The sequence below is a fragment of the Bradyrhizobium sp. CCBAU 25360 genome, from assembly GCF_028128695.1.
GTDB lineage: Bacteria > Pseudomonadota > Alphaproteobacteria > Rhizobiales > Xanthobacteraceae > Bradyrhizobium > Bradyrhizobium ottawaense.
Genome location: NZ_LBJA01000001.1, coordinates 343,212 through 364,455 on the forward strand (window position 1 = coordinate 343,212; position 21,244 = coordinate 364,455).

General features: G+C 62.6%; 25 protein-coding genes and 1 pseudogene. 11 read left to right on the top strand and 15 right to left on the bottom strand.

The window, feature by feature from the left end; all coding sequences use genetic code 11:
- Positions 1-162: 162 nt before the first annotated feature.
- The gene (locus XH81_RS01455) at positions 163-1,698 is read left to right on the top strand and encodes an FAD-dependent monooxygenase (RefSeq protein WP_271595645.1); all 1,536 of its coding nucleotides are present in this window, start codon (positions 163-165) and stop codon (positions 1,696-1,698) included.
- 118 nt (positions 1,699-1,816) lie between these two features.
- Here the strand turns inward: XH81_RS01455 and XH81_RS01460 are convergent, their stop codons facing one another.
- Positions 1,817-2,569 (bottom strand): hypothetical protein, encoded by a 753-nt coding sequence (locus XH81_RS01460; RefSeq protein WP_028142611.1) that lies wholly within the window; start codon positions 2,567-2,569, stop codon positions 1,817-1,819.
- Between the two features lie 413 nt (positions 2,570-2,982).
- On the opposite strand from XH81_RS01460, the pseudogene XH81_RS01465 reads away from it, so the two are divergent.
- A pseudogene (locus XH81_RS01465) lies at positions 2,983-3,223 on the top strand (transposase); the annotation flags it as partial.
- A gap of 232 nt (positions 3,224-3,455) precedes the next feature.
- On the opposite strand, the gene XH81_RS01470 reads toward XH81_RS01465, so the two are convergent.
- The 3 genes from XH81_RS01470 to XH81_RS01480 all read right to left on the bottom strand — a co-directional run bounded on the left by XH81_RS01470 (position 3,456) and on the right by XH81_RS01480 (position 7,129).
- Positions 3,456-5,093, bottom strand: coding sequence for an AHH domain-containing protein (locus XH81_RS01470; RefSeq protein WP_028142613.1), 1,638 nt, complete (start codon positions 5,091-5,093; stop codon positions 3,456-3,458).
- 415 nt (positions 5,094-5,508) lie between these two features.
- Complete coding sequence (locus XH81_RS01475) at positions 5,509-6,261, bottom strand: imm11 family protein (protein ID WP_081494332.1); 753 nt, start codon at positions 6,259-6,261, stop codon at positions 5,509-5,511.
- Positions 6,262-6,349: 88 nt separating this feature from the next.
- Positions 6,350-7,129, bottom strand: coding sequence for a DUF4261 domain-containing protein (locus tag XH81_RS01480; protein ID WP_028142614.1), 780 nt, complete (start codon positions 7,127-7,129; stop codon positions 6,350-6,352).
- Between the two features lie 170 nt (positions 7,130-7,299).
- Here XH81_RS01480 and XH81_RS01485 point away from each other — a divergent pair, with 170 nt between their 5' ends.
- The 3 genes from XH81_RS01485 (at position 7,300) to XH81_RS01495 (ending at position 8,504) form a co-directional block, all read left to right on the top strand.
- Positions 7,300-7,764, top strand: a complete 465-nt coding sequence (locus XH81_RS01485; protein ID WP_028142615.1) for a GNAT family N-acetyltransferase — start codon at positions 7,300-7,302, stop codon at positions 7,762-7,764.
- Between the two features lie 336 nt (positions 7,765-8,100).
- Complete coding sequence (locus tag XH81_RS01490) at positions 8,101-8,301, top strand: hypothetical protein (protein WP_028142616.1); 201 nt, start codon at positions 8,101-8,103, stop codon at positions 8,299-8,301.
- Positions 8,298-8,504 carry a hypothetical protein gene (locus XH81_RS01495; protein WP_028142617.1) on the top strand — a complete coding sequence of 69 codons (207 nt, stop codon included), beginning with the start codon at positions 8,298-8,300 and terminating at the stop codon, positions 8,502-8,504. Before XH81_RS01490 ends, XH81_RS01495 begins: the two co-directional genes overlap by 4 nt.
- On the opposite strand, the gene XH81_RS01500 is transcribed toward XH81_RS01495, so the two are convergent.
- The 3 genes from XH81_RS01500 to XH81_RS01510 all read right to left on the bottom strand — a co-directional run bounded on the left by XH81_RS01500 (position 8,498) and on the right by XH81_RS01510 (position 9,834).
- Positions 8,498-8,767 carry a DUF6894 family protein gene (locus XH81_RS01500; protein WP_028142618.1) on the bottom strand — a complete coding sequence of 90 codons (270 nt, stop codon included), beginning with the start codon at positions 8,765-8,767 and terminating at the stop codon, positions 8,498-8,500. The two genes, XH81_RS01495 and XH81_RS01500, sit on opposite strands and share 7 nt — an antisense overlap.
- A gap of 155 nt (positions 8,768-8,922) precedes the next feature.
- Positions 8,923-9,171 carry a hypothetical protein gene (locus XH81_RS01505; protein WP_271595646.1) on the bottom strand — a complete coding sequence of 83 codons (249 nt, stop codon included), beginning with the start codon at positions 9,169-9,171 and terminating at the stop codon, positions 8,923-8,925.
- Between the two features lie 435 nt (positions 9,172-9,606).
- Positions 9,607-9,834 (bottom strand): hypothetical protein, encoded by a 228-nt coding sequence (locus XH81_RS01510; RefSeq protein ID WP_028142620.1) that lies wholly within the window; start codon positions 9,832-9,834, stop codon positions 9,607-9,609.
- Positions 9,835-9,960: 126 nt separating this feature from the next.
- Between XH81_RS01510 and XH81_RS01515 the strand changes: the two genes are divergently transcribed.
- Entirely contained in the window at positions 9,961-10,155 is a 195-nt protein-coding gene (locus XH81_RS01515) for a hypothetical protein (RefSeq protein ID WP_131233116.1), read from the top strand.
- Between the two features lie 201 nt (positions 10,156-10,356).
- Here the strand turns inward: XH81_RS01515 and XH81_RS01520 are convergent, their stop codons facing one another.
- On the bottom strand, positions 10,357-10,578 hold the full coding sequence (locus XH81_RS01520) for a hypothetical protein (protein WP_028142621.1): 222 nt from the start codon (positions 10,576-10,578) through the stop codon (positions 10,357-10,359).
- A 420-nt stretch (positions 10,579-10,998) separates the two neighbouring features.
- Between XH81_RS01520 and XH81_RS01525 the strand changes: the two genes are divergently transcribed.
- The 4 genes from XH81_RS01525 to XH81_RS01540 all read left to right on the top strand — a co-directional run bounded on the left by XH81_RS01525 (position 10,999) and on the right by XH81_RS01540 (position 13,933).
- The gene (locus XH81_RS01525; RefSeq protein WP_028142622.1) at positions 10,999-11,319 is read left to right on the top strand and encodes a hypothetical protein; all 321 of its coding nucleotides are present in this window, start codon (positions 10,999-11,001) and stop codon (positions 11,317-11,319) included.
- A gap of 25 nt (positions 11,320-11,344) precedes the next feature.
- The gene (locus XH81_RS01530; RefSeq protein ID WP_028142623.1) at positions 11,345-11,971 is read left to right on the top strand and encodes a hypothetical protein; all 627 of its coding nucleotides are present in this window, start codon (positions 11,345-11,347) and stop codon (positions 11,969-11,971) included.
- Between the two features lie 236 nt (positions 11,972-12,207).
- On the top strand, positions 12,208-12,393 hold the full coding sequence (locus XH81_RS01535) for a hypothetical protein (RefSeq protein WP_028142624.1): 186 nt from the start codon (positions 12,208-12,210) through the stop codon (positions 12,391-12,393).
- Positions 12,394-12,646: 253 nt separating this feature from the next.
- Positions 12,647-13,933 carry an NRAMP family divalent metal transporter gene (locus tag XH81_RS01540; RefSeq protein ID WP_028142625.1) on the top strand — a complete coding sequence of 429 codons (1,287 nt, stop codon included), beginning with the start codon at positions 12,647-12,649 and terminating at the stop codon, positions 13,931-13,933.
- 64 nt (positions 13,934-13,997) lie between these two features.
- Here XH81_RS01540 and XH81_RS01545 read toward each other — a convergent pair whose 3' ends face one another.
- From XH81_RS01545 to rocF, 6 genes are all read right to left on the bottom strand, one after another.
- The gene (locus XH81_RS01545) at positions 13,998-14,282 is read right to left on the bottom strand and encodes a hypothetical protein (protein WP_028142626.1); all 285 of its coding nucleotides are present in this window, start codon (positions 14,280-14,282) and stop codon (positions 13,998-14,000) included.
- A gap of 268 nt (positions 14,283-14,550) precedes the next feature.
- Positions 14,551-15,060 (bottom strand): PRC-barrel domain-containing protein, encoded by a 510-nt coding sequence (locus XH81_RS01550; protein WP_097668452.1) that lies wholly within the window; start codon positions 15,058-15,060, stop codon positions 14,551-14,553.
- A gap of 256 nt (positions 15,061-15,316) precedes the next feature.
- Positions 15,317-15,766, bottom strand: a complete 450-nt coding sequence (locus tag XH81_RS01555) for a hypothetical protein (RefSeq protein ID WP_097668450.1) — start codon at positions 15,764-15,766, stop codon at positions 15,317-15,319.
- A gap of 105 nt (positions 15,767-15,871) precedes the next feature.
- The gene (locus XH81_RS01560) at positions 15,872-16,216 is read right to left on the bottom strand and encodes a DUF1236 domain-containing protein (protein WP_018319180.1); all 345 of its coding nucleotides are present in this window, start codon (positions 16,214-16,216) and stop codon (positions 15,872-15,874) included.
- 127 nt (positions 16,217-16,343) lie between these two features.
- Positions 16,344-16,682, bottom strand: a complete 339-nt coding sequence (locus XH81_RS01565) for a hypothetical protein (protein WP_028142629.1) — start codon at positions 16,680-16,682, stop codon at positions 16,344-16,346.
- Positions 16,683-16,968: 286 nt separating this feature from the next.
- On the bottom strand, positions 16,969-17,946 hold the full coding sequence (gene rocF / locus XH81_RS01570; protein ID WP_028142630.1) for an arginase: 978 nt from the start codon (positions 17,944-17,946) through the stop codon (positions 16,969-16,971).
- 261 nt (positions 17,947-18,207) lie between these two features.
- Here rocF and XH81_RS01575 point away from each other — a divergent pair, with 261 nt between their 5' ends.
- On the top strand, positions 18,208-18,468 hold the full coding sequence (locus XH81_RS01575; protein ID WP_028142631.1) for a hypothetical protein: 261 nt from the start codon (positions 18,208-18,210) through the stop codon (positions 18,466-18,468).
- 11 nt (positions 18,469-18,479) lie between these two features.
- On the opposite strand, the gene XH81_RS01580 is transcribed toward XH81_RS01575, so the two are convergent.
- Positions 18,480-21,221, bottom strand: a complete 2,742-nt coding sequence (locus XH81_RS01580; protein WP_028142632.1) for an EAL domain-containing protein — start codon at positions 21,219-21,221, stop codon at positions 18,480-18,482.
- Between the last annotated feature and the right edge of the window lie 23 nt (positions 21,222-21,244).

Here is a 21,244-nt window from a genome sequence, read left to right on the forward strand (position 1 = left end):
GCCGGTGTTTTGCCCGACGTGTCAACGCGGCGAACGCGGAAGAGGAAGCCCCTCCTCCCAACTCAATATGTGGTGCGCAACGGGCTTGCTTCAAGTCCCCGCCTCTGCCGTAGAACCCCCGACCCAGCAAACATCCAAAGCAACCAGCCGAGGGGTCACGACATGCCTGCATTGCTTCCGACGTCCCGTTCACGCCGTCAGCCACAGGGAGCCGACGCGCGGAACCAGATGCCGCCCGACCATGCCGTGGTGATCGCCGGCGGCGGCCCGACCGGGCTGATGCTGGCTGCCGAGCTCGCGCTCGCAAAGGTCGATGTCGCCATCCTCGAGCGGCGCGCGAGCCAGGGTCTCGTCGGCACGCGCGCCGGCGGGTTGCATGCCCGCAGCATCGAGATCCTCGATCAGCGCGGCGTTGCGGATCGCTTCCTGCGCGAGGGACAGATCGTCCAGCTCGCGGGCTTTGCCTGGACGCGGCTCGACATCAGCGATCTCCCCACAAGGCACGCTTACGGGCTGGCGCTGCGGCAGAGCCACATCGAGCGCATCCTGGCGGACTGGGTCGAAGAGCTCAAAGTGCCGATCTATCGCAATGTCGAGCTCACGGGCTTCGCACAGGACGAAACCGGCATCGACGTGACGCTCGCCGGCGGCGAGACCTTGCGCGCAGACTATCTCGTCGGCTGCGACGGCGGTCGCAGCCTGGTGCGCAAGGCCGCCGGCATCGATTTTGCCGGCACCTCACCGACGCTGAGCAACCTCATGGCCGAGGTCGAGATGCGCGAGGCGCCGGCATGGGGCCTGCGTCATGATGCGCTCGGCTTTCACGGCCTCAGCAAGACCGAGAGCGGACGCGTGCTGGTCGTCGTGACGGAAGCAACGCTCACGCGCACCGGCGAGCCCTCCTTGCGCGATCTCAGCGATGCCCTCGTCGCGGTCTATGGCACCGACTTCGGACTGCAAAATCCCGCCTGGATCTCCCGTTTCACCGATGCGGCACGGCAGGCCACCACCTATCGCAAAGGACGCGTGCTGCTCGCCGGCGATGCCGCGCATATCCATCACTCCGTCGGCGGGCAAGGCCTCAACATCGGCGTGCAGGACGCCGTCAATCTCGGCTGGAAGCTGGCGCAGGTGGTCCATCGCATCTCGCCGGACAGCCTGCTCGACAGCTACCACGCCGAGCGCCATCCCGTTGGCGCGCGCGTGCTGAAGAACACCAGGGCGCAGATCGCCCTGCTCCGCCGCGGCGAGGACGGCCTCAAGGCCGCACGCGACACCGTCTCCGAACTGCTCGGCATGGACGAGCCGCGCAAACGTTTTGGCGCCATGATGAGCGGGCTCGACATCGCTTACGATCTCGGCGGAGGCCACGCGCTGCTGGGGCGGCGCATGCCGGATCTCGATCTGACGGTCGAAGGACGGAAGCTGAAATTGTTCACGCTGCTGCACGGCGCGCGGGGCGTGCTGCTCAATTTCGGCAAGCGAGGCGGCATTGCCGCAACGCCCTGGGTGGATTGCATCAATGTCGTCGACGCCGGCACCGATGGCGTGTGGGAGCTTCCGGTCATCGGGCAGGTCGCTGCGCCAGACGCAGTGCTGGTGCGGCCCGACGGCCACGTGGCCTGGGTCGGAAACGAGAACCAACACGCGCTCGAGGAGACATTGCTGCGGTGGTTCGGGCCGCCTGCGGCGGCGTAGCGCCCGTACTCCTGAATTGGGCGCCTGGTTCGGCGGCCCCTGATGTCCGCTCGTCTCTCCAGAGGAGCACAAACAGCGGACATCATTTGAAGGTCGCCGATGGGCCAGTTCACCCTCCTTACTCGCGCGGAACTGCAGCAGCTTGATCGACGAGATTGGTATTGGCCGCAAGTTTATGCGAGCGCGCAAAAACGATCCGAGACGTGGCAGGTATCTCGGCTTCGGCTCTACCGTCTTGGCCGATGAGGATCAATCCGGCGCCGCCATTTGCTACATTCAGAATAATCGGGTCCCCGCTCCAGGTCATGATCGGCTCCATTCCGATGATGAGGAACTCGCCCACGGGCTGGTCGAAATATTGGATGCGCAATTGTGGTCCGACCTCTGCCGGTGCGAGTTCAAGGCCGAGTTTTCGAGCCCGTGAGTAAAGGTCAGCTAACGTCACACTATCGCTCGTGAACCCAAGTTGCGTCGGGGAGACGAGTGCAAGCTCCATGTCTGTCTTCTGAGAAGCAGTAATAAAGGACGGTCGGGCAAGGATCTCGCCCGCTTGGCTGCCCACACTGCATCGCATGCTGTCCAGTGCATCGCGCAGCTTAAGTGAGTCGGCGAACGTGCCTATTGCAATTGTCTTCCATATCGCAATGTCACGCTCGGATTCAATAAGCCGTTGAGGCGCTTCGGACGCGCGTGTCTTGAATTTCAGCTGTCTCTCCAAAACATCGCGAGCTGCGCACTGGGTCTGCGCCGTACTGCTTGCGAGCTGAAGGATGCAAACTGAAAGCATTAAAACAACTAAGTAGTGGCACGCCGTGCTTCTGTTGTGGCGATTGACTGAAGTGCATTGGGTTATGTTTTTTGGAATGGACATGGCGGAATCACTTTTTCGATCAAGCTGACAGAAAAAGCCCGCCTCCGAGTCAAGGGGAAGAACGGAGGGAAATGACGTCCATGAACATTCCCCGGCCGATTTTGAAATGCGTCCGGAGGCGGGGCCTATGGCTTCAAGAATTCCAATTTCCAAATTGCAGGCTGCAGTCCGTAAGCCTGATCAAGCCTGCCCATCAGACCTAAGGCACGATGTGAACGAAGCATAGCAATGTGGCTGCATCCGCTCAATATGCCAAAAGTCTGCTACGGGTCACTGGCGCTGCTTGGAAGGTCGGCCGGTTGCTTCCGGTCTACCCAACGAGCCGACAACGGAGGACGCCGCCCGAACCTCGCCTTCGGGCCAAAAGGCCAATTACTCCGGTGATAAGCGCAGGGATTCCGGCCAGGCATTATATGCGCCGGGCCGCTTTGTTCTACGAGTTCTCACTTGAGAAGCATATTCCCGCCGATCACCTGCTCAGGTCGATCGACAGGTTTGTCGACTTTTCAAGAGATCAAGCGGGACCTGGCACCTTTCTACAGCAACATCGGTCGGCCTTCGATCGATCCGGAGCTGATGATCCGGATGCTGCTGATTGGTTACTGCTTCGGCATCCGGTCAGAGCGGCGCCTGTGCGATGAGGTTCACCTCAACGGAATCGGTCAGAAGCAGTAATGCTCTGGCCGACTAGAAGATTTCCGGTTGGCCCTCATGAACAGACACTCTTTAATGAATATACGGCCTACTGCTCAGCCAAAAGAAAGCCTGCGGCATCCCGCGGGCTCGATCCGAACTCTTCCGATGATGCTATTCTGCCGGTGTTTTGCCCGACGTGTCAAACGAACGATCCGACGGCATACTCGCCGCTCCGCAACCTTTACTCTGGTCAAAGCAACGGCCGTATCCACCGCGAAAACCACTCCTCAGCGTCACTATGCGGATTGCCTGGACCGTCCACTCCGAAGATCGGGGGTGGAATGACGTAGCTCGGCTCGTCGGCAAATAGACCGATTGGCTTGCTGGGTTGCGGTTGCGCGCTGCCAGTGGTCGGCACGGTCCAGTTGCCGAACCGCTCGTTGAATTCCGTGGAAGGCAGCAGATGCGGGACCGGCGCACTGCCGGACGTGAACACGCTGCCCGCGTTGGACTCATTGACGCGGGCGAGGCGCCGAACGTTTTCGGGCGCGACCGATCCGCCTGCAGGAGCGTCTGGTAATCTATCCACGTTTGCCGGCTCGGCAGGTGCAGTGCCGTCTGGCGTGCCGGCCCAGCTGCCAAAGCGATCTGCAAAAGTGCTAGCGCGAGTCTCTGGATCGATCGAGGAAGCTCCGCCCACCTGCCGCCCAAATGTCGATGAAGCCGAAGAGCCGCGGCCACTGGCCGCGCTGTCGACGTTAAGTCCATTGCCGATGATGTTGAGCGGCGACGCTCCTGTCGAGAACACTCCTCCGCCAGGAGTAGCCGCGCCCATCGTGCCGCCGGAACTACTCTCCTGCGCGTTGGCAGTTCGCGTGACCGCCAAGATGCCTCCAATACCGAACAGCCATGGGAGGATAGAAGGCGCCGCTAAGCCGAGGGCGGCCCCTCCGGCCAACAAAGGAAGAACATCACGCTCCGGAGATGCGCCTCCAGCCAACGGATTCTCGTAGTACGGATACGTCACTCCGGAGTGCGGATCGGACTGGAGCACAAGCGGATCTGATGGAGCGGCCGTTGTCGGAGGCAATTGACCGATCCGTTCATTGGGATCTAGCGTGGGAAACGGTGGCAGCGCACGTGTGAAGCGGGGATCACTTCGCGCAAACCCTTCCTGTTCGTTCAGACCGGCACGCGGAGGTGAGCTGTAGCCCGGCAGCGGCGGAAAGTCGCTCGGGTTGGCCGATGTTGAGCCGGGTACGCGAAAAGGGTCCGAAGAGGGATCCAACGCTTCGAACTTGGACCAATTCGTTCCGCGCAGGTCGCGATTGCCAGCGGTGATGTTGACGTCAGGATTGCGAGCAATTGCCTCATCTATCAGTTTCTGCCGCTCCGGATCGTCCAGGTAGAGCAGCCATTTGATCAGGTGGTCCTGACCGGCGTCCGCTCCCCTTCGCTCGACATCTCTGATGGTCCTCAATTGATCCGGGTATTGATCGCGGTAAGCCTTGGGGTCCGTCAAAACTTTCTCGACCCCTTGGTAGACTTCCTCTTGTGTTTTACCGATAGGCACATTGGTGTAGAGATGGCCGTTAAGGAAGCCAACGCGCATAGCATCGATAAGAGTCTTGATCTCCACAAGTCGCTCGGCCGGACTCCCGATCGTTGCGATCTCTTTGAGCCTCTTACAAATGAGGTCGCCATACGGCCCCACGTGTCTGCTCGGATGGGGCGACACCTCCAACTTTGCAGCGAGTTCCCGATTTGCTGGCAAATAGATTCGGTTTGCGGGCGCGTCGATATCGAACGTCTTCTTGTCGATACCGCGAAACGCGGGGTAGTCTCTAAAGCGCTCTGGAATGATGTGGTGATCGAAAAAAATCGACATGCACCCTCACAAAGGGGTTTCATTGAGTATGGGAGCTGGCAAGGTGAGTGGATTAGGCGCGCAAGCGCTGCCGCGGCGGGAACGCCCGCGCGTTCGTCAAACAAGGTTGCAATTTTCCTGAAGTACTATGGCGTGCAGGCGATCGCTCGATCAGACCGCCCGCAGTCGACGCCCATGGAGCGCGAATTGATTACCGGCCCCAAAGCGTGGGCTTTATTTCGTTCTATTTTATCGGGAAGAAGTACTGGCGCGCCCCGCCGCCATCCGCTCGCAGGCGCCAGCCTTGTCCGCTAGCAGAAATCGCTAAGTCTGAACTGGTCATCGTTGAAGCCAAGGCGGCCGGCGTTTCTCACCTGTTCCGAGTATGCACTGCCGCCCACCAGCGAACAGACTTCATTTCTCAGGATGGCGCGAATCAATATCGGCTTTTTGAGGGATCGCGAAACCGAATTCTCCTCAGCCCCGCCGACTTGCAAGCGTCCTTGAACTCTTGATCGCATATGACAGTCGCCTCGTCGTAGGCCATGCGGAAGATGTGCGCGTTACCGATCGCGGCCTCTCTGAAGACCAGTTTGTAGCCGGGAATGAACCCGTAGTATTTCTGACCGTGGTCTATGTAGCGAACATCGTCCCGGACACCGATGCGCAAGCAGGACTCCGTTTCGTCCAGCGCGTCGAGGACGCGAACAACATCGCAGAGCCAATAGTCCGGTCCATGATAGCGACCTTGCGGCACTCGCACGTCGCACCGCACAAACACAAATGCCTCCGGATCAACCCGCTCGAAGACAGCCTTTGTCCGGTCCGAAACGAGCCACCAGCGAAAGCAGACCTCCAGGTCATAGGGCAAACTGCCATCGGATTTATCAAACATGTAAGGCACGGGCGGTGTAGAAGCGGGCAGACGATATACTCTGTGGGGGGGAAGGACGCTCTCGTCCGCAACCCAAAAGCCCGGTCGCCCTCCGTTAAAATCGGGACCCATTTCGTAGAAGCGGCGTTTTCGCGCTCTGGGCCGCTTTGCAGCAGAAATTGCTTTATCGTCACTCATGACTTGAACCCATTGAAAAGCGTGCCCGCAATGACGCGCGGCGGAGACCACGATCGACTGCTCAACAAAAAAGCCCGCGGCTTCCCGCGAGCTATCGGACTCTTCCGATGATGCCATTCTGCATGTGTTTTGCCCGACGTGTCAAACCTTCGGTCTCGGGCAACGAATCTGGCGGCAAGTACCGATGGTAAGTCGCTCATCTACATCAGTGCTTGAACTCATCCACACAGTAAAACACCGGCAGCCCGCCAAACGCGTCGGAATTCCTGTGACGCACCTGGATCCGTTCGCTCGCACTTGCGCCGATCGTGTCGCCGTCCTTCACCACGCTGCCATGCTCGATCAGATACACGGCAAGCCCAGCCACCTTGTCGAACAACGCCGAAAGCGTGAGCTTGCCGGTCACGAACTCGATCTCACGACCGACGAAGGCGGACAGTCCCATCGTGACCGCGGCGATCTTCGCGCCTGTCCGGAACGGAAGAATGTCGACCCATAGCCTAAAGGGGTAATTAGGATATGGTGCGAATGAATCGCGAGACGTTTCGCGCCAGAGATCGGCAGGCCGCGCGACCCGGCCCGCCCAGACCACGCCGCAACACTCAGGCATCGTCGCAATCAACGCACCGATGACAGCGGTCGTGATGCGCGCGGCGACCAGCGGCTGTTCGCTCTTACCGAGCATCGATACGATCACATGACCTCGATGCCGGAGGGCCACCGCCTTGCTCTCCGGCCATGTCGTGGCGGCGCGCGCCCAAAGTCCCTCGTCGTCCGGGATGGGCGCCGGCATCGACATGACGGCGACGAGCTCGTTGCCGCAGCGAATGAGCGGCGAGTCTGCTTGAGCCTGCTGAGCACGCCCGTCGTCCATCGTCTCCGTTGCCAACTCCGGATGTCGGGCGTGAAGGACCTTTGCAACCGCTGACATGTCCGGCGTCACCGGATTATTCAATAAGACCAAAGCGAGAAGGGAGCTACTCATCGACGACCCGCGGAAATTTTTGGACGAGATGCGATCCTCTGCCTAGCTCGCCCAACAGTTGAAGTATTTTGAAATCTAGAACAAAACGGGAACGTTGTCAACCAGCGCTTCTGTGCTTCATATTGTGCGGGCGCAATCCGAGTGCCGACATAGCTCCCAAACGGTCCCCCATGTTCTCAATCCACCCCGACGATCTCACCTCTGAACCGACCCGCCGCCTGCTCGCGCTGCATCTCGCCGGCATGCATGCGAACTCGCCGCCGGGCCATGTGTTCGCGCTCGACCTGTCGGGGCTGCAGGTACCTGATGTCACCGTGTGGTCGGTGCGCGAGGGCGACGACGTCGTCGGGATCGGCGCGCTGAAAGAGCTGGGCGACGGCGGCGCCGAGGTGAAGTCGATGCGGACCCACCCCCATCATCTGCGCCGCGGCGTCGCGGCGCTGCTGCTGGACCACATCGTGCGCGAGGCCGAAGCGCGCGGGTTGACCCGGCTGAGCCTGGAGACCGGAAGCGGCCCGGCGTTCGAGCCGGCGCTGGCGCTGTACCGCAAGCGCGGCTTCGTCAACGGCGAGGCGTTCGCCGATTACCAGGCGAGCGCCTTCAACCAATTCCTGCACCTTGCGCTTCGCGCCTGAGCCCGCGCGCGGACGCCACGCCGCAACGCATCAGCCGGCTCCTTCGGAGGCGCTTCTTGAGACAAAGCCTTGAAACAAGCCTTGGTGGTGTCTTGCAACGACCCGAGGGGCGGCTTTGGTCCGAAAGTGAACCTGGGTTTCGTGTCGCACTCAAATTGAGTAAGTGGCTCAAGCGTCTGAATTTTCTCCCGAAAATTTAATTTGCGAGCGTACCAAATGATACAGACTCGGCGCCGACGGCGGCGTAGGGTCACTCATCATCGCGAGGCCCTTGGCATTTATCGGTGATGAGAACGCCAAGTCGCGCTCCCGCCTCCTCGAACAGGGAGAAGCGCCATGCTGACGCGCCGTCGTTTCAAACAGACCAAGACTCTCACCGAAAGACTCGCCGACGAAGCCACGCGCTGTCGCGAGGAAGCGCGCGCGCTCTCGCCGGGGCGCCGCCGCGAAATGCTGCTGCGCCGGGCCCGGCAGGACGAAACGGCCATGCAGATCGAGGCCTGGCTGCGCTCCCCCGGCCTGAGGGCACCGACATGATGCAGCAATATCGCGCTTATCTGATCGGCGAGAACGGAATCTTCCGCTCCGCCGAAGCGTTCGAGGCGCCGTCGGATTCCTCCGCCCTCAGCTTCGCGCGGCAGTTCACACGCCACGGCAAGGTCGAGGTATGGCAGCTTGGCCGGAAGATCGCCGTGCTGGATCCCGAAGAGTCGCTGCCGAGGTCGTTGACGCGTCAATGATCGCCTGATTGCGATCGCGATGCCGGAGTCTCGATCTCGAACCAGAATGTCAGCTGCATGACGGGGCCGCTGGCGTCGCGAACGTCGATCGCCATCGTCTGCCTGCCGCCCGTGGGCGGCGCCGAGAGGACGGCATCGCGTGCCATATCGGCAAGCGACTTGGCGGCCTCGGCCCGAACGGCGCGCGGGCTTGCCAATTCCAGCCCCTCCTCGTCGAGGGCAATTCCGTTGTCGTCGCGAAGGTCGAAGTAGTAACGCGGCATTGTTGCATCCTTTGCCGTATTAGGCCCGAGAACGGCAAAGGTTTCCAATAAGACGAAAATTCGCTGGGGATCAACGGGTTCCGGGAACACCGTCCAAGGAACGCTGGCAAGGATCGATCCGGCAAGACACGGACCATGCCTGCTTGCGCAGCGCCCTACTCTTCCGCAAGCTTGTGCTCGATATAGGCATCCACCGTCTCGGCGAACGAGCGCTGCACGCCGACCGCCACATCGTGCTGGTCGAGTGCGTCGCGCTGGAGCACGCGCAGGCCGCGGCCGCGGGCGCTGAGCAGCGCCGTGTTCAGATACTGATCGATGGCGCCTTTGGCGAGCGGGATGGACTTGGGATCGCCCCTGGCGATCAGTAGCCTGAGCAGGCTCTGGCATTCGGCCAAACCTGGCATGGGTTCAGCCTCTCACCTTTGCTGCGATTTCGGCTTCGGCCGCTTCGGCTGGGTGTGGGTGCCGAACAGCGCCAGCAGGAACGCGACTTCTTCCTTCGAACCGATCTGGATCATGATTGTCTCTCCTCTTCGCTCCGTTGGTCGGCACGAGCGGGCGCGGAGTTCAGGACGATCTGGTTTCAGCAATGTTTCAGCCGTGTTTCGTCGGGTCGGGGGCTCTCGGAGAGCGGTTCATATACAATCAGCCCGCGCGGATCGCTCCACGCGGGCTTTGCTTGACGCTTGCGCAACTTCACTCGCAAGAGGGGCCGTGGGCGCGCCAGGCACCCTCGGCATCAAGGTTCAGTGCATGTGGCCAATCAGATAAACGCCGCCACCGATCACGATCACGGCCGGGACGGCCCAAAGCAGAAGTACAGGCATCTGTCCTTCTCCTCAGTTCGACGTGCAGACCTTGACGGTCTTCATGCCGGCCTCGGCTTCAGTCCTGGTCTTGTACACGGTGTCGCCGCTGACGACGGTGGTTTCCGTGCTCGTCGGCTTCGCTTCGGTGATCGTGCACTTCTTGGTCTTGACGTCCTGCACCACGTAGAACGACTGCGCGAACGCGGGAGCCGCAAATGACGTCAACAGGGCAGCGGCAATGATGGTCTTGATGTTCATCGTGTCCTCCTCCAGCAGTCCGGTCATCCGGATCTGTCTTCTTCAAACCTACAAAATTACCACTTGTTCCCGCATTCGTCTGAACCAAGTCCCGCAGGCTGCGTTGACGCGGAAACGGAGGCTTCGATGCTGGATGTGAGACTTGTGACGACCTCGCTGGCCATGCTGGTCGCACTGCTGCCCGTGGCTTCGGCCGAGCCTGCCAGGGAGCAAGCCCGGCCCGCTGGTCAAGGCACCACTGAAGCGCGTCCGATCCGCGTCATCCTTCCCGCGCCTTGGGAGCCCGCCAGGACGCAAGCCGACGCACCATCGTCGAAGTGACGCGGCCGCTTTCCCAATGACTTCCGCGTGCCGTTGTTCGGCACGCGCGACGAGCCTGCGACAACGCGATGCTCGACCGTCTCGGAAGCAACCCTCGACAACTTCCAGCCGTCGGCGGACGGTACGGTCATCTCCTATCTTGCGCAGGGCGGCGTCGTGAGTGGATCCTGAGCTTCGACGCATCCGGGTAGATCGCCTCGCTCACATGCGGGCCTTCGAACCAGCCGTTTTCAACGGCTTGCGCCTCTGAATGACAAGCCGCAAGGCGATGCCGTGCTGCCAGGCACGCACCCTCACCGCCGCTTCGCTTCGATCGAGCTCGCTCGCAATCTCGTCCGGCCGCCGGCCTGCTGCGGCCAATGCCTTCAATCGCTCGTGGTCTTGCGCCGTCCATTTCTTCAACAGCGGGTAGCGGGATTGCATGATGGGAGCTGTCTCGCCTGTTCAATGATACCGGCGACAATGGACCGGCGCAGTTGAAGTTCCGAAATCGAAAACCAGCCGAGCAGCACGGGAGCGACCCCAGGCACCTCCGGGGCTGGACGTGGGGAGCGAAAATGCCGGGGCCGCCAGCGCGCCAACTCAACGCGCGCGCTCCGGCCATCATCCGCCCCTCGCGCCTTCGTGCCGTATCAATTGATGCGTCGGCTGGAATAAATCTGCCAACGGCATCCGCAAGGCGCGCATAAACGGGACAAACCGGCAGACGTTCCTAAACTGGTTCGATGCACCCGCGCGTTTTGGCGCGAGACAGGCTGCGGCACTCGGCAGCTTCAAACGTAAGCAACCAATTCGAATCTCACTTGTTGTCGCCGGCACATTCACCTGCTGGAGGACAAAAAAATGCGACGTCTCACTCTACTTGCCACGACCATGTTGCTGCTCGGAGCGGTACCCGCTGGCGCGCAGCCACAGCCTGCCCAGAGCGGGCCGGGCAACAACGCCGTCAACAGCTCGGACCAGAACAACTCGAACAAGCCGGTCGCCGGCCGCAACAGCTTCACCGAGGGACAGGCAAAATCGAAGATCGAAGAAGCGGGATATTCCAACGTCTCCGGCCTGCAAAAGGACAACGAGGGCGTCTGGCGCGGCAAGGCCGACAAGGCCGGCACCAAAACCGACGTCAGCCTGGACTTCCAGGGCAACGTGAACCCCACCAAGTAACAAGCAATCGCCAGGAGACCTCACAATGACCGTCACCATCTCACGTCTTTACGACAATTACTCCGATGCCGAACGCGCAGTGACCCGGCTCGAAGGCGCCGGCGTGGCGCATTCCGATATCAGCATCGTCGCCAACAATTCGGACAATTGGTACGGCTCGCGGTCCGGTAAGGTCGACCGCGATCGCGACGGCGTCGACGATCGCGCTGAAGGCGCCGGGACCGGAGCCGGCATCGGCGCCGGCCTCGGCGGCGCGGCGGGCCTGCTCGCAGGCCTCGGCCTGCTGGCGATCCCCGGCCTCGGACCGGTCGTCGCGGCGGGCTGGCTCGCCTCGACCGCCGTCGGCGCCGCTGCCGGCGCGGCCACCGGCGGCATCGTCGGCGCCCTGACGCAGGCCGGCGTCTCCAAGGAAGATGCCTCGCGTTATGCCGAGGGCATTCGCCGCGGCGGCACGCTGGTGTCCGCGAGGGTGCCCGACCAGGACCGCGCGCGCCTCGATGCGCTTCTCCACGAGAAGTCAGTGAACCTGCAGGATCGCAGCGCGGCCTGGCAGAAAGCCGGCTGGAGCGACTTCGATGCCGCAAGCCCGCCATTGTCTCCCGAGGACATCGGCCGCGAGCGCGAGCTCTACGGCGTGGGCACGCGGCGATAGGCCATCCCACACCCGCCACGACAAAGGCCCCGCGACGCGGGGCCTTTTTTGATGGGAATGCGCCGTCAGCGCAGCGCTATCACGTCCCGATTCTATCATCCTGCGGATGCTTTGCCCGACAGATCAAACTTTAACTCAAATGCAGCAAAGCGGATTTGGCGAAATGAAATCTCTTCGCGCCATGCTGGGACATGTGCTTGCGCGAATGCAATCGGGAAAGCGTCGGAGAGATTGCCATGTACTACGTCGCCGCTGCATTGCTGGTACTGTCGGGATTGTTCTACTCCGCGAGCCATCACGAGATCGGCTCGTTCGGCGTCACCATGTGCAGCTATGGCAGCGCATTCTGCGATAATCCGCTGATCGTCTTTTCCGGCGCCGCACTGGCCGCTGCCTGGGGCATGTTCGTTAGCGTCAAGTAGCGCGACGGACGTCCTTCATCCCCAACGTTCAAAGGCCCGCCGCCGGCGGCAAGCAGCCTCGCGGACTGACTTGAGCTTGCGAGAATTTGGGCTGCGGGAATTTTTGCGATGATGGCAATCTATACCTGTTTTGCCCGACAGTCAAGTCGATTTAGCATTATCAGAAATAGATAGGACGCCTGCGCGGCGAGGAACTTTCGTTCCCTGATTAGCATTTGCTGTGAAAGCATCTGCCCCGACGAGGACCCCGTTCATGAGCGACCGCGCTCTCACGCCGACGAAATCCGCGCCGACGTTGCTGCAAAGGCTGGGGCCGGGCCTCATCACCGGAGCTGCCGACGACGATCCCTCGGGCATCGCCACCTATTCGCAAGCCGGCGCGCAATTCGGCTACGGGCTGCTATGGACGGTATTTCTGACCACACCGTTCATGATCGCGATCCAGCTCGTCAGCGCGCAGATCGGCCGGGTCACCGGCAAGGGACTTGCCGCCAACGTCATGAAGCTCGCGCCGCGCTGGGCGGTGCTGAGCCTGGTCGCCATGCTCGTTGCCGCCAACACGTTCAACATCGCCGCCGACATCGCCGCGATGGCCGAGGCGCTCTCGCTCGTCATCGGCGGCCTCAACCACGAGCACGCGCTGATCTTCGCGGCGGGCTCGACCCTGCTCCAGGTGTTCCTGCCCTATCGCCGCTATTCGCCGGTGCTGAAATTCCTCACCTTGGCGCTGTTCGCCTATGTCGCGACCGCCTTCACCGTCAAGATCCCGTGGAGCACGGCGCTGCTCGCCGCGGTGTGGCCCAAGGCCGATGTCAGCGCCGATTATCTGATGATGGTCGTGGCCGTGCTCGGCACCACCATCAGCCCCTATCTGTTCTTCTGGCAGGCCTCGCAGGAGGTCGAGGAGATGAATCAGGGCGAGCGCGACAAGCCGTTGCGCGAGCTCAAGCGCGGAGGCACCCACGAGCTCGACCGCATCAAGATCGACACCTTGTCGGGCATGCTGCTGTCCAACGGCATCGCCTTCTTCATCATCCTCACCACCGCGTCGGTCCTGCATGCCAACGGCGTCACCAAGATCAATTCGGCAACGGAGGCGGCCGAAGCGCTGCGGCCGCTGGCCGGCGATTTCACCTTCGCGCTGTTCGCGATCGGCATCATCGGCACGGGCCTGCTCGCGATCCCGGTGCTGGCGGGCTCGGCCGCCTACGGCGTCGCGGAGATCTTCGGCTGGCGTGCCACGCTGGAGGCCAAGCCCGACGAAGCCGCCGGCTTCTACACCATCATCGCCGCGGCAACCATCATCGGCTTCGGCCTCGGCTTCACGGGCATCGACTCCATCCACATGCTGGTGTGGAGCGCAGTGCTGAACGGCATCGTCGCTGTGCCCATCATGGCGATGATGATGCTGATCGTTTCGAGCCGCGCGATCATGGGCCGCTTCAGGGCCCGGTCATGGCTGATCGCGCTGGGCTGGCTCGGCACCGCGCTGATGGCGCTGGCCGTGCTCGCCTTGCTCGGCTCGTCGGTGATCGGCTGAGGTTAGAGCGGCGACAACGCCGCCGAGATCTGCGAGGCGGCTCCACTCATCGTGAGCAGCGAAGCTACGGCGTCACGGGGTTGACGGTCGGCGACGTCTTGGGTCCCGGCCGTGACGGCTCGATCGGTGATTTCGGGTTGGTCGGGAGCACCGCGGCACCGGCGGCCCGTGCCGCTTCTCCCGTGGTCGCATACATCGCAATATGGGCCGGCTGGGTCTTGGCGCGGCTCCAGGGGCCGTGATCGACAATCAGCATTGCCGCAATCGTCACGCCAGCCACGATCAGCGCGATCACACCGGGATGGCGGAGGGCGGCAGAGATGGAGCTCGCGAAACGAGTGTTTGTCATCGAAAGATCCGCTGTTGTCCTCATGCAGGGTTAATTCAATGGCGCCCCTCCCGGTTCCCCGCCTCCTTCGGGACGGGCGGTTCCAGCCTGCAGAGGCCACGATCCTGCGGTCGGGAAATCGACCCGGCCCGGCACCGCATTGCCGAACCGAGTGAATAGCTTCAATACACGTGGCTGAGTGTGAAGCACCGCTGCAAGCGGCTCCGGTGTGGGCCAAATGAAAAGGGCCTCCAAATGGAGGCCCTCGATCTCGATAACGTTCGTCCTGTCAGTTGTAGTCCGAATATTTGAACTGCGGGAGCGCCTTCAACTGCTCCTTGTTCCCGCTCATGACGGCGTGATCGGGGACCCAATCGTTGGTGTTGCGGCTCGTGGCGTTGGTCGAAGCCGCGCCGGTCGTCGTCTCGCGGGAGGTGGTCGAAGTGCCGGTCGAGCTGGTCCGGACCGGCTCTTCGACGAACTTCAGCTTGTCCATCGAAACGGCGATATCGTGCTCGCCCATTCCCAGGAAGCCGCCGACGCCGATCACCACTGCGCTGATCTTGCCGCTCTTGTCGACGAGCAGTTCGTTGATGTCGCCGAGCTTCTCGTTGGCTTCGTTATAGACGTTCAGGCCCATGAGCTTCGAAGCGCGCCAATTGTCCTTCAGCATCATCTTATCGGCCGGCTGTGCGGCGGCCGCCGGAGCCGCTCGATCAGCAGGCGGGGTGGATTGCGCCAACGCAGCGCCGCTGATCAGAGTGCTGGTGATCAGAGCTGCGGCAAAAATAGTCTTCATCGATCGTCTCCTCCAGTGAACCAGCATCCAGATGGATGCCGCCCGCCAACGCGTGAATGTTCCACTTGTTCCCGGTTGGGCACTCGGGCGGCGGCTCACAGCGCCTGTTTCCTGCGGCTATCGCTATCGCCGCATCGCGCGCCCCGCCTACGCCTATTACGGCGGATCTTATCCGGTCGTTCGGCGCCACTGGCATCGGCACCACCGCCATTATGGGCGCGGCCTTTTCCTTTACATCACTTGCGAAGTTTTCCGCTCACCACCATCCGCCGGACAACGGGTCGTGCCGCTCGAAGGCAAGCCGTCGCTCGGATGCCCTTTTCGATGATTTGGCCGAGCGCTTCGGATGCGGACGGGCCTCTGCGGAGATTCGCGCGGGCGGTTCTTTCTTAATCTGGTCGAACGGTGCTGCAGGCATGGCGGCCATGGCTTCACGCATTTGCTGCCGAGGTTCTTCAGGAGTTGGATCTGCCTGGGCGATCTTCGGCACATCGGCGCTCAGACGCGTATCGAACACATCGGCGCTCAGACGCGTATCGAATACGATCTTCTCCGGTAATCTTCTTGCCGACGTGATCCGGATGATGGTTCTGTCAGGATCTGCCATCGCTGCAGGCTCGCCGGGAGCCGGCAAGTACCGGTCGGCAGCGAACAGCAAGGTCAGCAGGAGCCCGCCGACGAAGACGAAATATCGAATGATCGGCATGACCGCTCGCAAACAAGAATAAGAAACAAGAATAAGGGTGAGGTATTGGGCGGGGCCGGGCTGGCGGGAGGCGGGCCGCCTGCTCAGCGACCCGCCTCCCGGGACTTAGTCGATCTCTTGGACGACCGTGCGCGTCGACGGATCGACCAGCATCACGCGTTCGCCCGAGTAGACGTAACGGTACCTGGTGAGCGAGGGGCCCCAATCGGCGGGCACGGCCTCGAGCTCGACCTCGCGCGGCACCGGCTGGCCGACCACGATTTTCTCTCGGGTCTGCACCGGGCGCACCTTGTGTTCGGTCACGTAGGTACGAATCTTTGTGCGGTATTCCGGCTCGATCTGCACGGCGGCGGCATGGCCGGTGCCGGTGGTGGTGACGACGGTCGACTGCGCCAGCGCGCCGGTCGAGATCAGCGCAGCAGCCGCGCACGTCAGCATCAGCTTCTTCATGGGTATCTCCTCACCGCAGGATGCGGCTTGCGAGAACCCAGGGACCGATGACAAGGTTCCAAAGATGTTGCCACTTTTTCCCGACGTCGCAGGACCCAATTTGGCCGAAGGGCCCGCGCGGCGTTCGCTAAGGTCGCGGTGTCGGCTGCGGCGGCGCAGCGGGTTGCTGCGAAGGTGCGGCGGGCGGCTTGGGCTGCTCCGCCGGCGCAACAGAATCTCCCCCGCCGTGTGGCACACAGGTGCCCACGTTGCTCAGCAGTTTTTTCGCCTCGAGATCGCGGGCCTTCCTGTAGTCGCTACGCCGGTCGATTCTTGCGGCGGCCACACGGTCCCAGGCATCGAACGCATCGGAGTAGTGCTGTCGCATTTGCGCTTCGGCGGACAGGCAGTCACTGAACTTGTCGAATACGAGATCGGTATTGACGGGGGCGACGCCACCCACGAGGACCACAAGCATCCATTTCATGGTGTCCGCCTACGTTCGCGCCCGCACATCGGGAACGGTGTTATGTCGGCAAAGTTCCGGCCGGGTCACCAGCCGATCTCTCTGACGAACATACTGAAGCGCCCCGAACGAGAGAGACCTGCGTGCACCATCGATATCCAATCTGCCGGAGCAGAAAAAAGGCCCCAGCTCGCGGGGATATCGGGGGCGTTCGAGCTGAGGCCATACGGGGTCGCCCTTGGGGAAGGGCATCGGGAAAACTTGGCAACCGTGGGAATGTTCCTGCCTAATTTTGAAGGCGACGGCATCACTCGCCCGGAGCGATCGCGTTGCTCGGCGTCGGTCGGTCGGTGATCTGCTGGCCGAACAGGCTGCCGATCAGTTCGACCGCCGTGCGCGCGGTCCGGCCGCGCTCGTCCAGGAACGGATTGAGTTCGACGATGTCGACCGATCCCACCACGCCGGAATCGTGCAACAGCTCCATGATCAGGTGTGCCTCGCGATAGGTCGCTCCACCCGGCACCGTGGTGCCGACGCCCGGCGCCACGCACGGGTCGAGGAAATCGACGTCGAAGCTGACATGCAGCACGCCGTTGCTCGCCTTGACCCGCTCGATGACGCGCCGGATCAAGACGGCGACGCCGAACTCGTCGATCTGACGCATGTCGACGACCCTGATCCGGCGCGCGCGCATCAATTCGTTCTCGAGCTTGTCGATCGAGCGCGCACCGAACAAATCGAGCCTGTCAGGGGTGATCGAAGCGCGCGGATCGTCGCCGAGCAGGCCCTCGAGGCCGGGCTCACCACACAGGAACGCGGCCGACATGCCGTGCATGTTCGCCGTGATCGTCGTCTGCGGCGTGTTGTAGTCGGCATGGGCATCGAGCCAGAGCACGAACAGCTCGCGTCCACGCTCCTGCCAATGACGCGCCATGGCATTGACCGAACCCATGGACAGTGTGTGATCGCCGCCGAGAAAGATCGGCAGCGCGCCGGTTCTCGCGATCTCATGGCCTCGTTGGCTCAGAACGCGCGTCCAGCGCTGGATCTCGCGGTAGTGATTGGCCCTTTCCGGCGGCCTGTCGGTGAGGTCCCCGACTTCGGCCACGGAAAGATCGCCGTAGTCGACGACCTCGAAATCCAGGCTTTCGAGCAGTGTCGCAAGGCCTGCGGTGCGCAGCGCCGCGGGGCCCATCAAGGTGCCGCGCTGCGAAGCCCCCATGTCGATGGGAGCGCCGAGCAAGGCGATGCGCCGGCCTCGATCCGTCACGGTCCGATCGGTCACGGCTGTCTCCTGACATCAACGAGCCACCGCCAGCCTAACAGAGATTCGCACCCGTCGTTTCCCGGGGTAGGTCCGCCGTGGACGTCCTATCGTTCGGAACAAAATCCCGCGCGCTGAATTGCCCATCCAAGGCCGGCACCCGCCGTAAACCACGGCGCCTGTCGCGGATAGCCAAAGGTCATCAAGACCCGCTGTTCAGAACGAGCGCTCGCGCGGATAGCCAAAGGTGCCGGCCCATCGTCAGGTCTGGAGGTCGCGCAGTTGAGCACGGAGATACCGGAATCCACCTCGCAACCCGGCATGGCCGAACGTGCCATCGATACCGCGGCGGACGTCTCCCGCACGGTGGGTGAAGTCGCCGGAGGCCTGCACGCAGCGGTCGATCGTCTGACCTCCGCAGTCGAGGAATCGCGCAAGCCCGGCGGGGCACTCGCGACGGTCGCAGCGATCACGCGCGAGGCGCCGCTTGCGAGCCTGTTCGTCGCTTTCCTCTTCGGGGTCGCGGTCGCGCGGCGGCGATAGAAGCCGCCTGCTCAGGCAGCGCTGGCCGCGTCGAGTTCGGTTGCCAGGAATTGCTTTTCGAACGCCTCGGCCGGCATCGGACGGCCGAAGAAATAACCCTGTCCCTCCGCGCATCCCATGCTGACCAGGAAGTCGGCAGTCGCGCGGTTCTCGATGCCTTCCGCCACGACCGTGAGGCCGAGCTGCTTGCTGAGGCCGATGGTCGAACCGACGATCGCGGCATCGTCGGAATCGGCGAGCAGATCGAGCACGAACGAGCGGTCGATCTTGAGCCCGTCGAGCGGAAACTTCTTCAGATAGCTGAGGCTCGCATAACCGGTGCCGAAATCGTCGAACAGGACGCGCACCCCGAGCTCCTGAATTCGCTTGAACATGTCGAGCACGCGGCGTTCGTCCTGGATCAGGATGTCTTCGGTCACCTCGATTTCGAGCAGTGACGGGGTAAGCCCCGTCGCTTCGAGCAACGCCGCAACCGAATGCGCGAGATCGCCGGAGTGAAGCTGCGAGGGCGACAGGTTGATCGCAACACGCACGCCGTTGCCGGATATTTCCCAGTCACGCGCCTGACGGCAGGCGGTCTCCATCACCCAGTTCGCGATCCGCTCTGACAGTGCCGAGGTGTTGACCACCGGCATGAATTCTCCGGGCGAGACGTAGCCACGCACCGGATGCCGCCAACGGATCAGCGCTTCGGCCCCGATAAGGCTGCCGTCGATCAGACGAACCTGGGGCTGGTAGAACAGTTCGAACTCGCCGCGATCCACCGCAAGCGCCAACTCGCTCTCCAGCGTCAGCCGGTTCTCCAGCTCCTGCCTGATCGCAGCCTCGAAGATCACATGGCTGCCGCGCCGCGTCATCTTGGCCTTGCTCAACGCCAGATGAGCATTGCTGAGGAGTTCGTCGGCGCTCTGTCCGCCTTCGCCGTAGACCGCGACGCCGATGCTGATCCTGACACGATGCTGGCGCGTGCCCGTCGCAAGCGGCGTTTCGAATGCACGCGCGATCCGCTCGGCGAACTTCACGATCGGCTCACCGCCATCTGCGGCTTCGCGCACAATGGCGAATTCATCTCCGCCGAGCCGGGCGACGATCGCCCGATCTCCGGCCTGACCCTCCAGGCGAATGGCGACCGCCTGCAGCACCAGATCTCCCGCCGAATGCCCCAACGTATCGTTGATGCCCTGGAAGCCGTCGAGCCCGATGACGAGCAACGCGACTTCGCGAGGCCGTCGCTCTGCATTCGCAATCATGCCGGCCAGTCCGGCATGCAGCGTGTTGCGATTGGCAAGACCGGTCAGCGCGTCGTGTTCGGCAAGATATTTGACGCGTTCGGCTTCCCGCTTGCGGACCGAGATGTCGCGCAGGATCGCGCCGTACTGAAAGCCGTCCGTTCCCTGCCAGCCCGAGAAGCTCGCCTCGACGGCGAAGGTTTCGCCATTCTTGCGCCGGCCCTCGAACTCGACGACGACCGCCCCGCCCGGAACCAGCAGCGCCTGGCGCGCGGCGTCGTGCATGGATGGCCTTGCATCGCCGTCCACCGGAACGGCGCATAGCGTTTCGAACGGACGGCCGATCATCTCCGCCGGCGCGTAGCCGAAGATCGTGCTCGCGCCGGGATTCCAGACCGTGATCCGGTGATCCTCGTCGGTGCAGACGAGACCATCGCCAAGCGACATCGCGATGCGGTGAAAGCGGCTCTCGGCGATGCGTCCCAGGAGACTACGGAAATCGATTTCGTCCAGCGCAATCGCGGCCAGATAGGCGACGATCGCGATGTGAAATAGCGATGTGTCGATGACGAGGGGCCATCTTGCCTGCACGAGGGCCGCGACCAGCTCGATAGCCACCCCGGAGGCGATCAGGACCGCGACGCGAATTCCTGGCGCGAGGCGACGCCACGCATACATCATCAGCAGGCAGATCACGCCCAGACCCAGGATCATGCCGATATCGGATGTCCAGTGCAGCATCCGGCCCTGGAGGATCGATTCTGCGGCCAGCGCCTGGAGGACCGGCCCCGAGACGATCCTGCCGTTGGGAACGCTGAACCGGTCACCGAGCTCGAGCGCAGTGGCGCCGACGATGATCTTCTTGCCTCTCACCTTGTCGAGAGCCGCGGCATCGCCGCGCAGCGCGTCGACATAGGAGACGCTCGGAATGGAGGTTGCACGAAGGCTGAAGTCGATCAGGAAGGGCGGCCGCCGGTTGGCATCCTGCCCGGCCAGCACGACGGCCATCGACGGCATCAAGGCATCGCCGAGCTTCTCGCCGAACGGATAACGACGAACGAGCCCGTCGGGTTCGACCGCGACGTTGACGACGGCCGGCCACGACTGGTTGCTGAAACCCTTCAGGGGGCGATTGATGTGCGCCGTGCCGCCATTCGGCGTCGGCTGCTTGAAGGACGGCAGGATCGTCGAGCCGCCGACATCGCGGAGCGCCTTGACGAAGGCCTCGTCGGACGCCGGATCGGACGGCGTACTGAAATCGACGTCGAACGCGATGTCCCCCGCGCCCGCCGCCTCGAGCCTGCGCAACAGCTCCGCGTGGAGCCGGCGCGGCCACGGCCACACCCCGATCTGATCGATGGACGGTGCGTCGATGGCCACCACGACGACATTGCCGCTGGCCGCACGCGATTGCCAGCTGAACCGCAGATCGGTGAGCGCGTTGCGAAGCGCACCATGCCATCCCGTGGACAGCACGATCGCAAGCGCGATCACGACGAGAATATGCGGCCGATAACGTTTCACCCGATCCTCCCGCGCACCCGCTT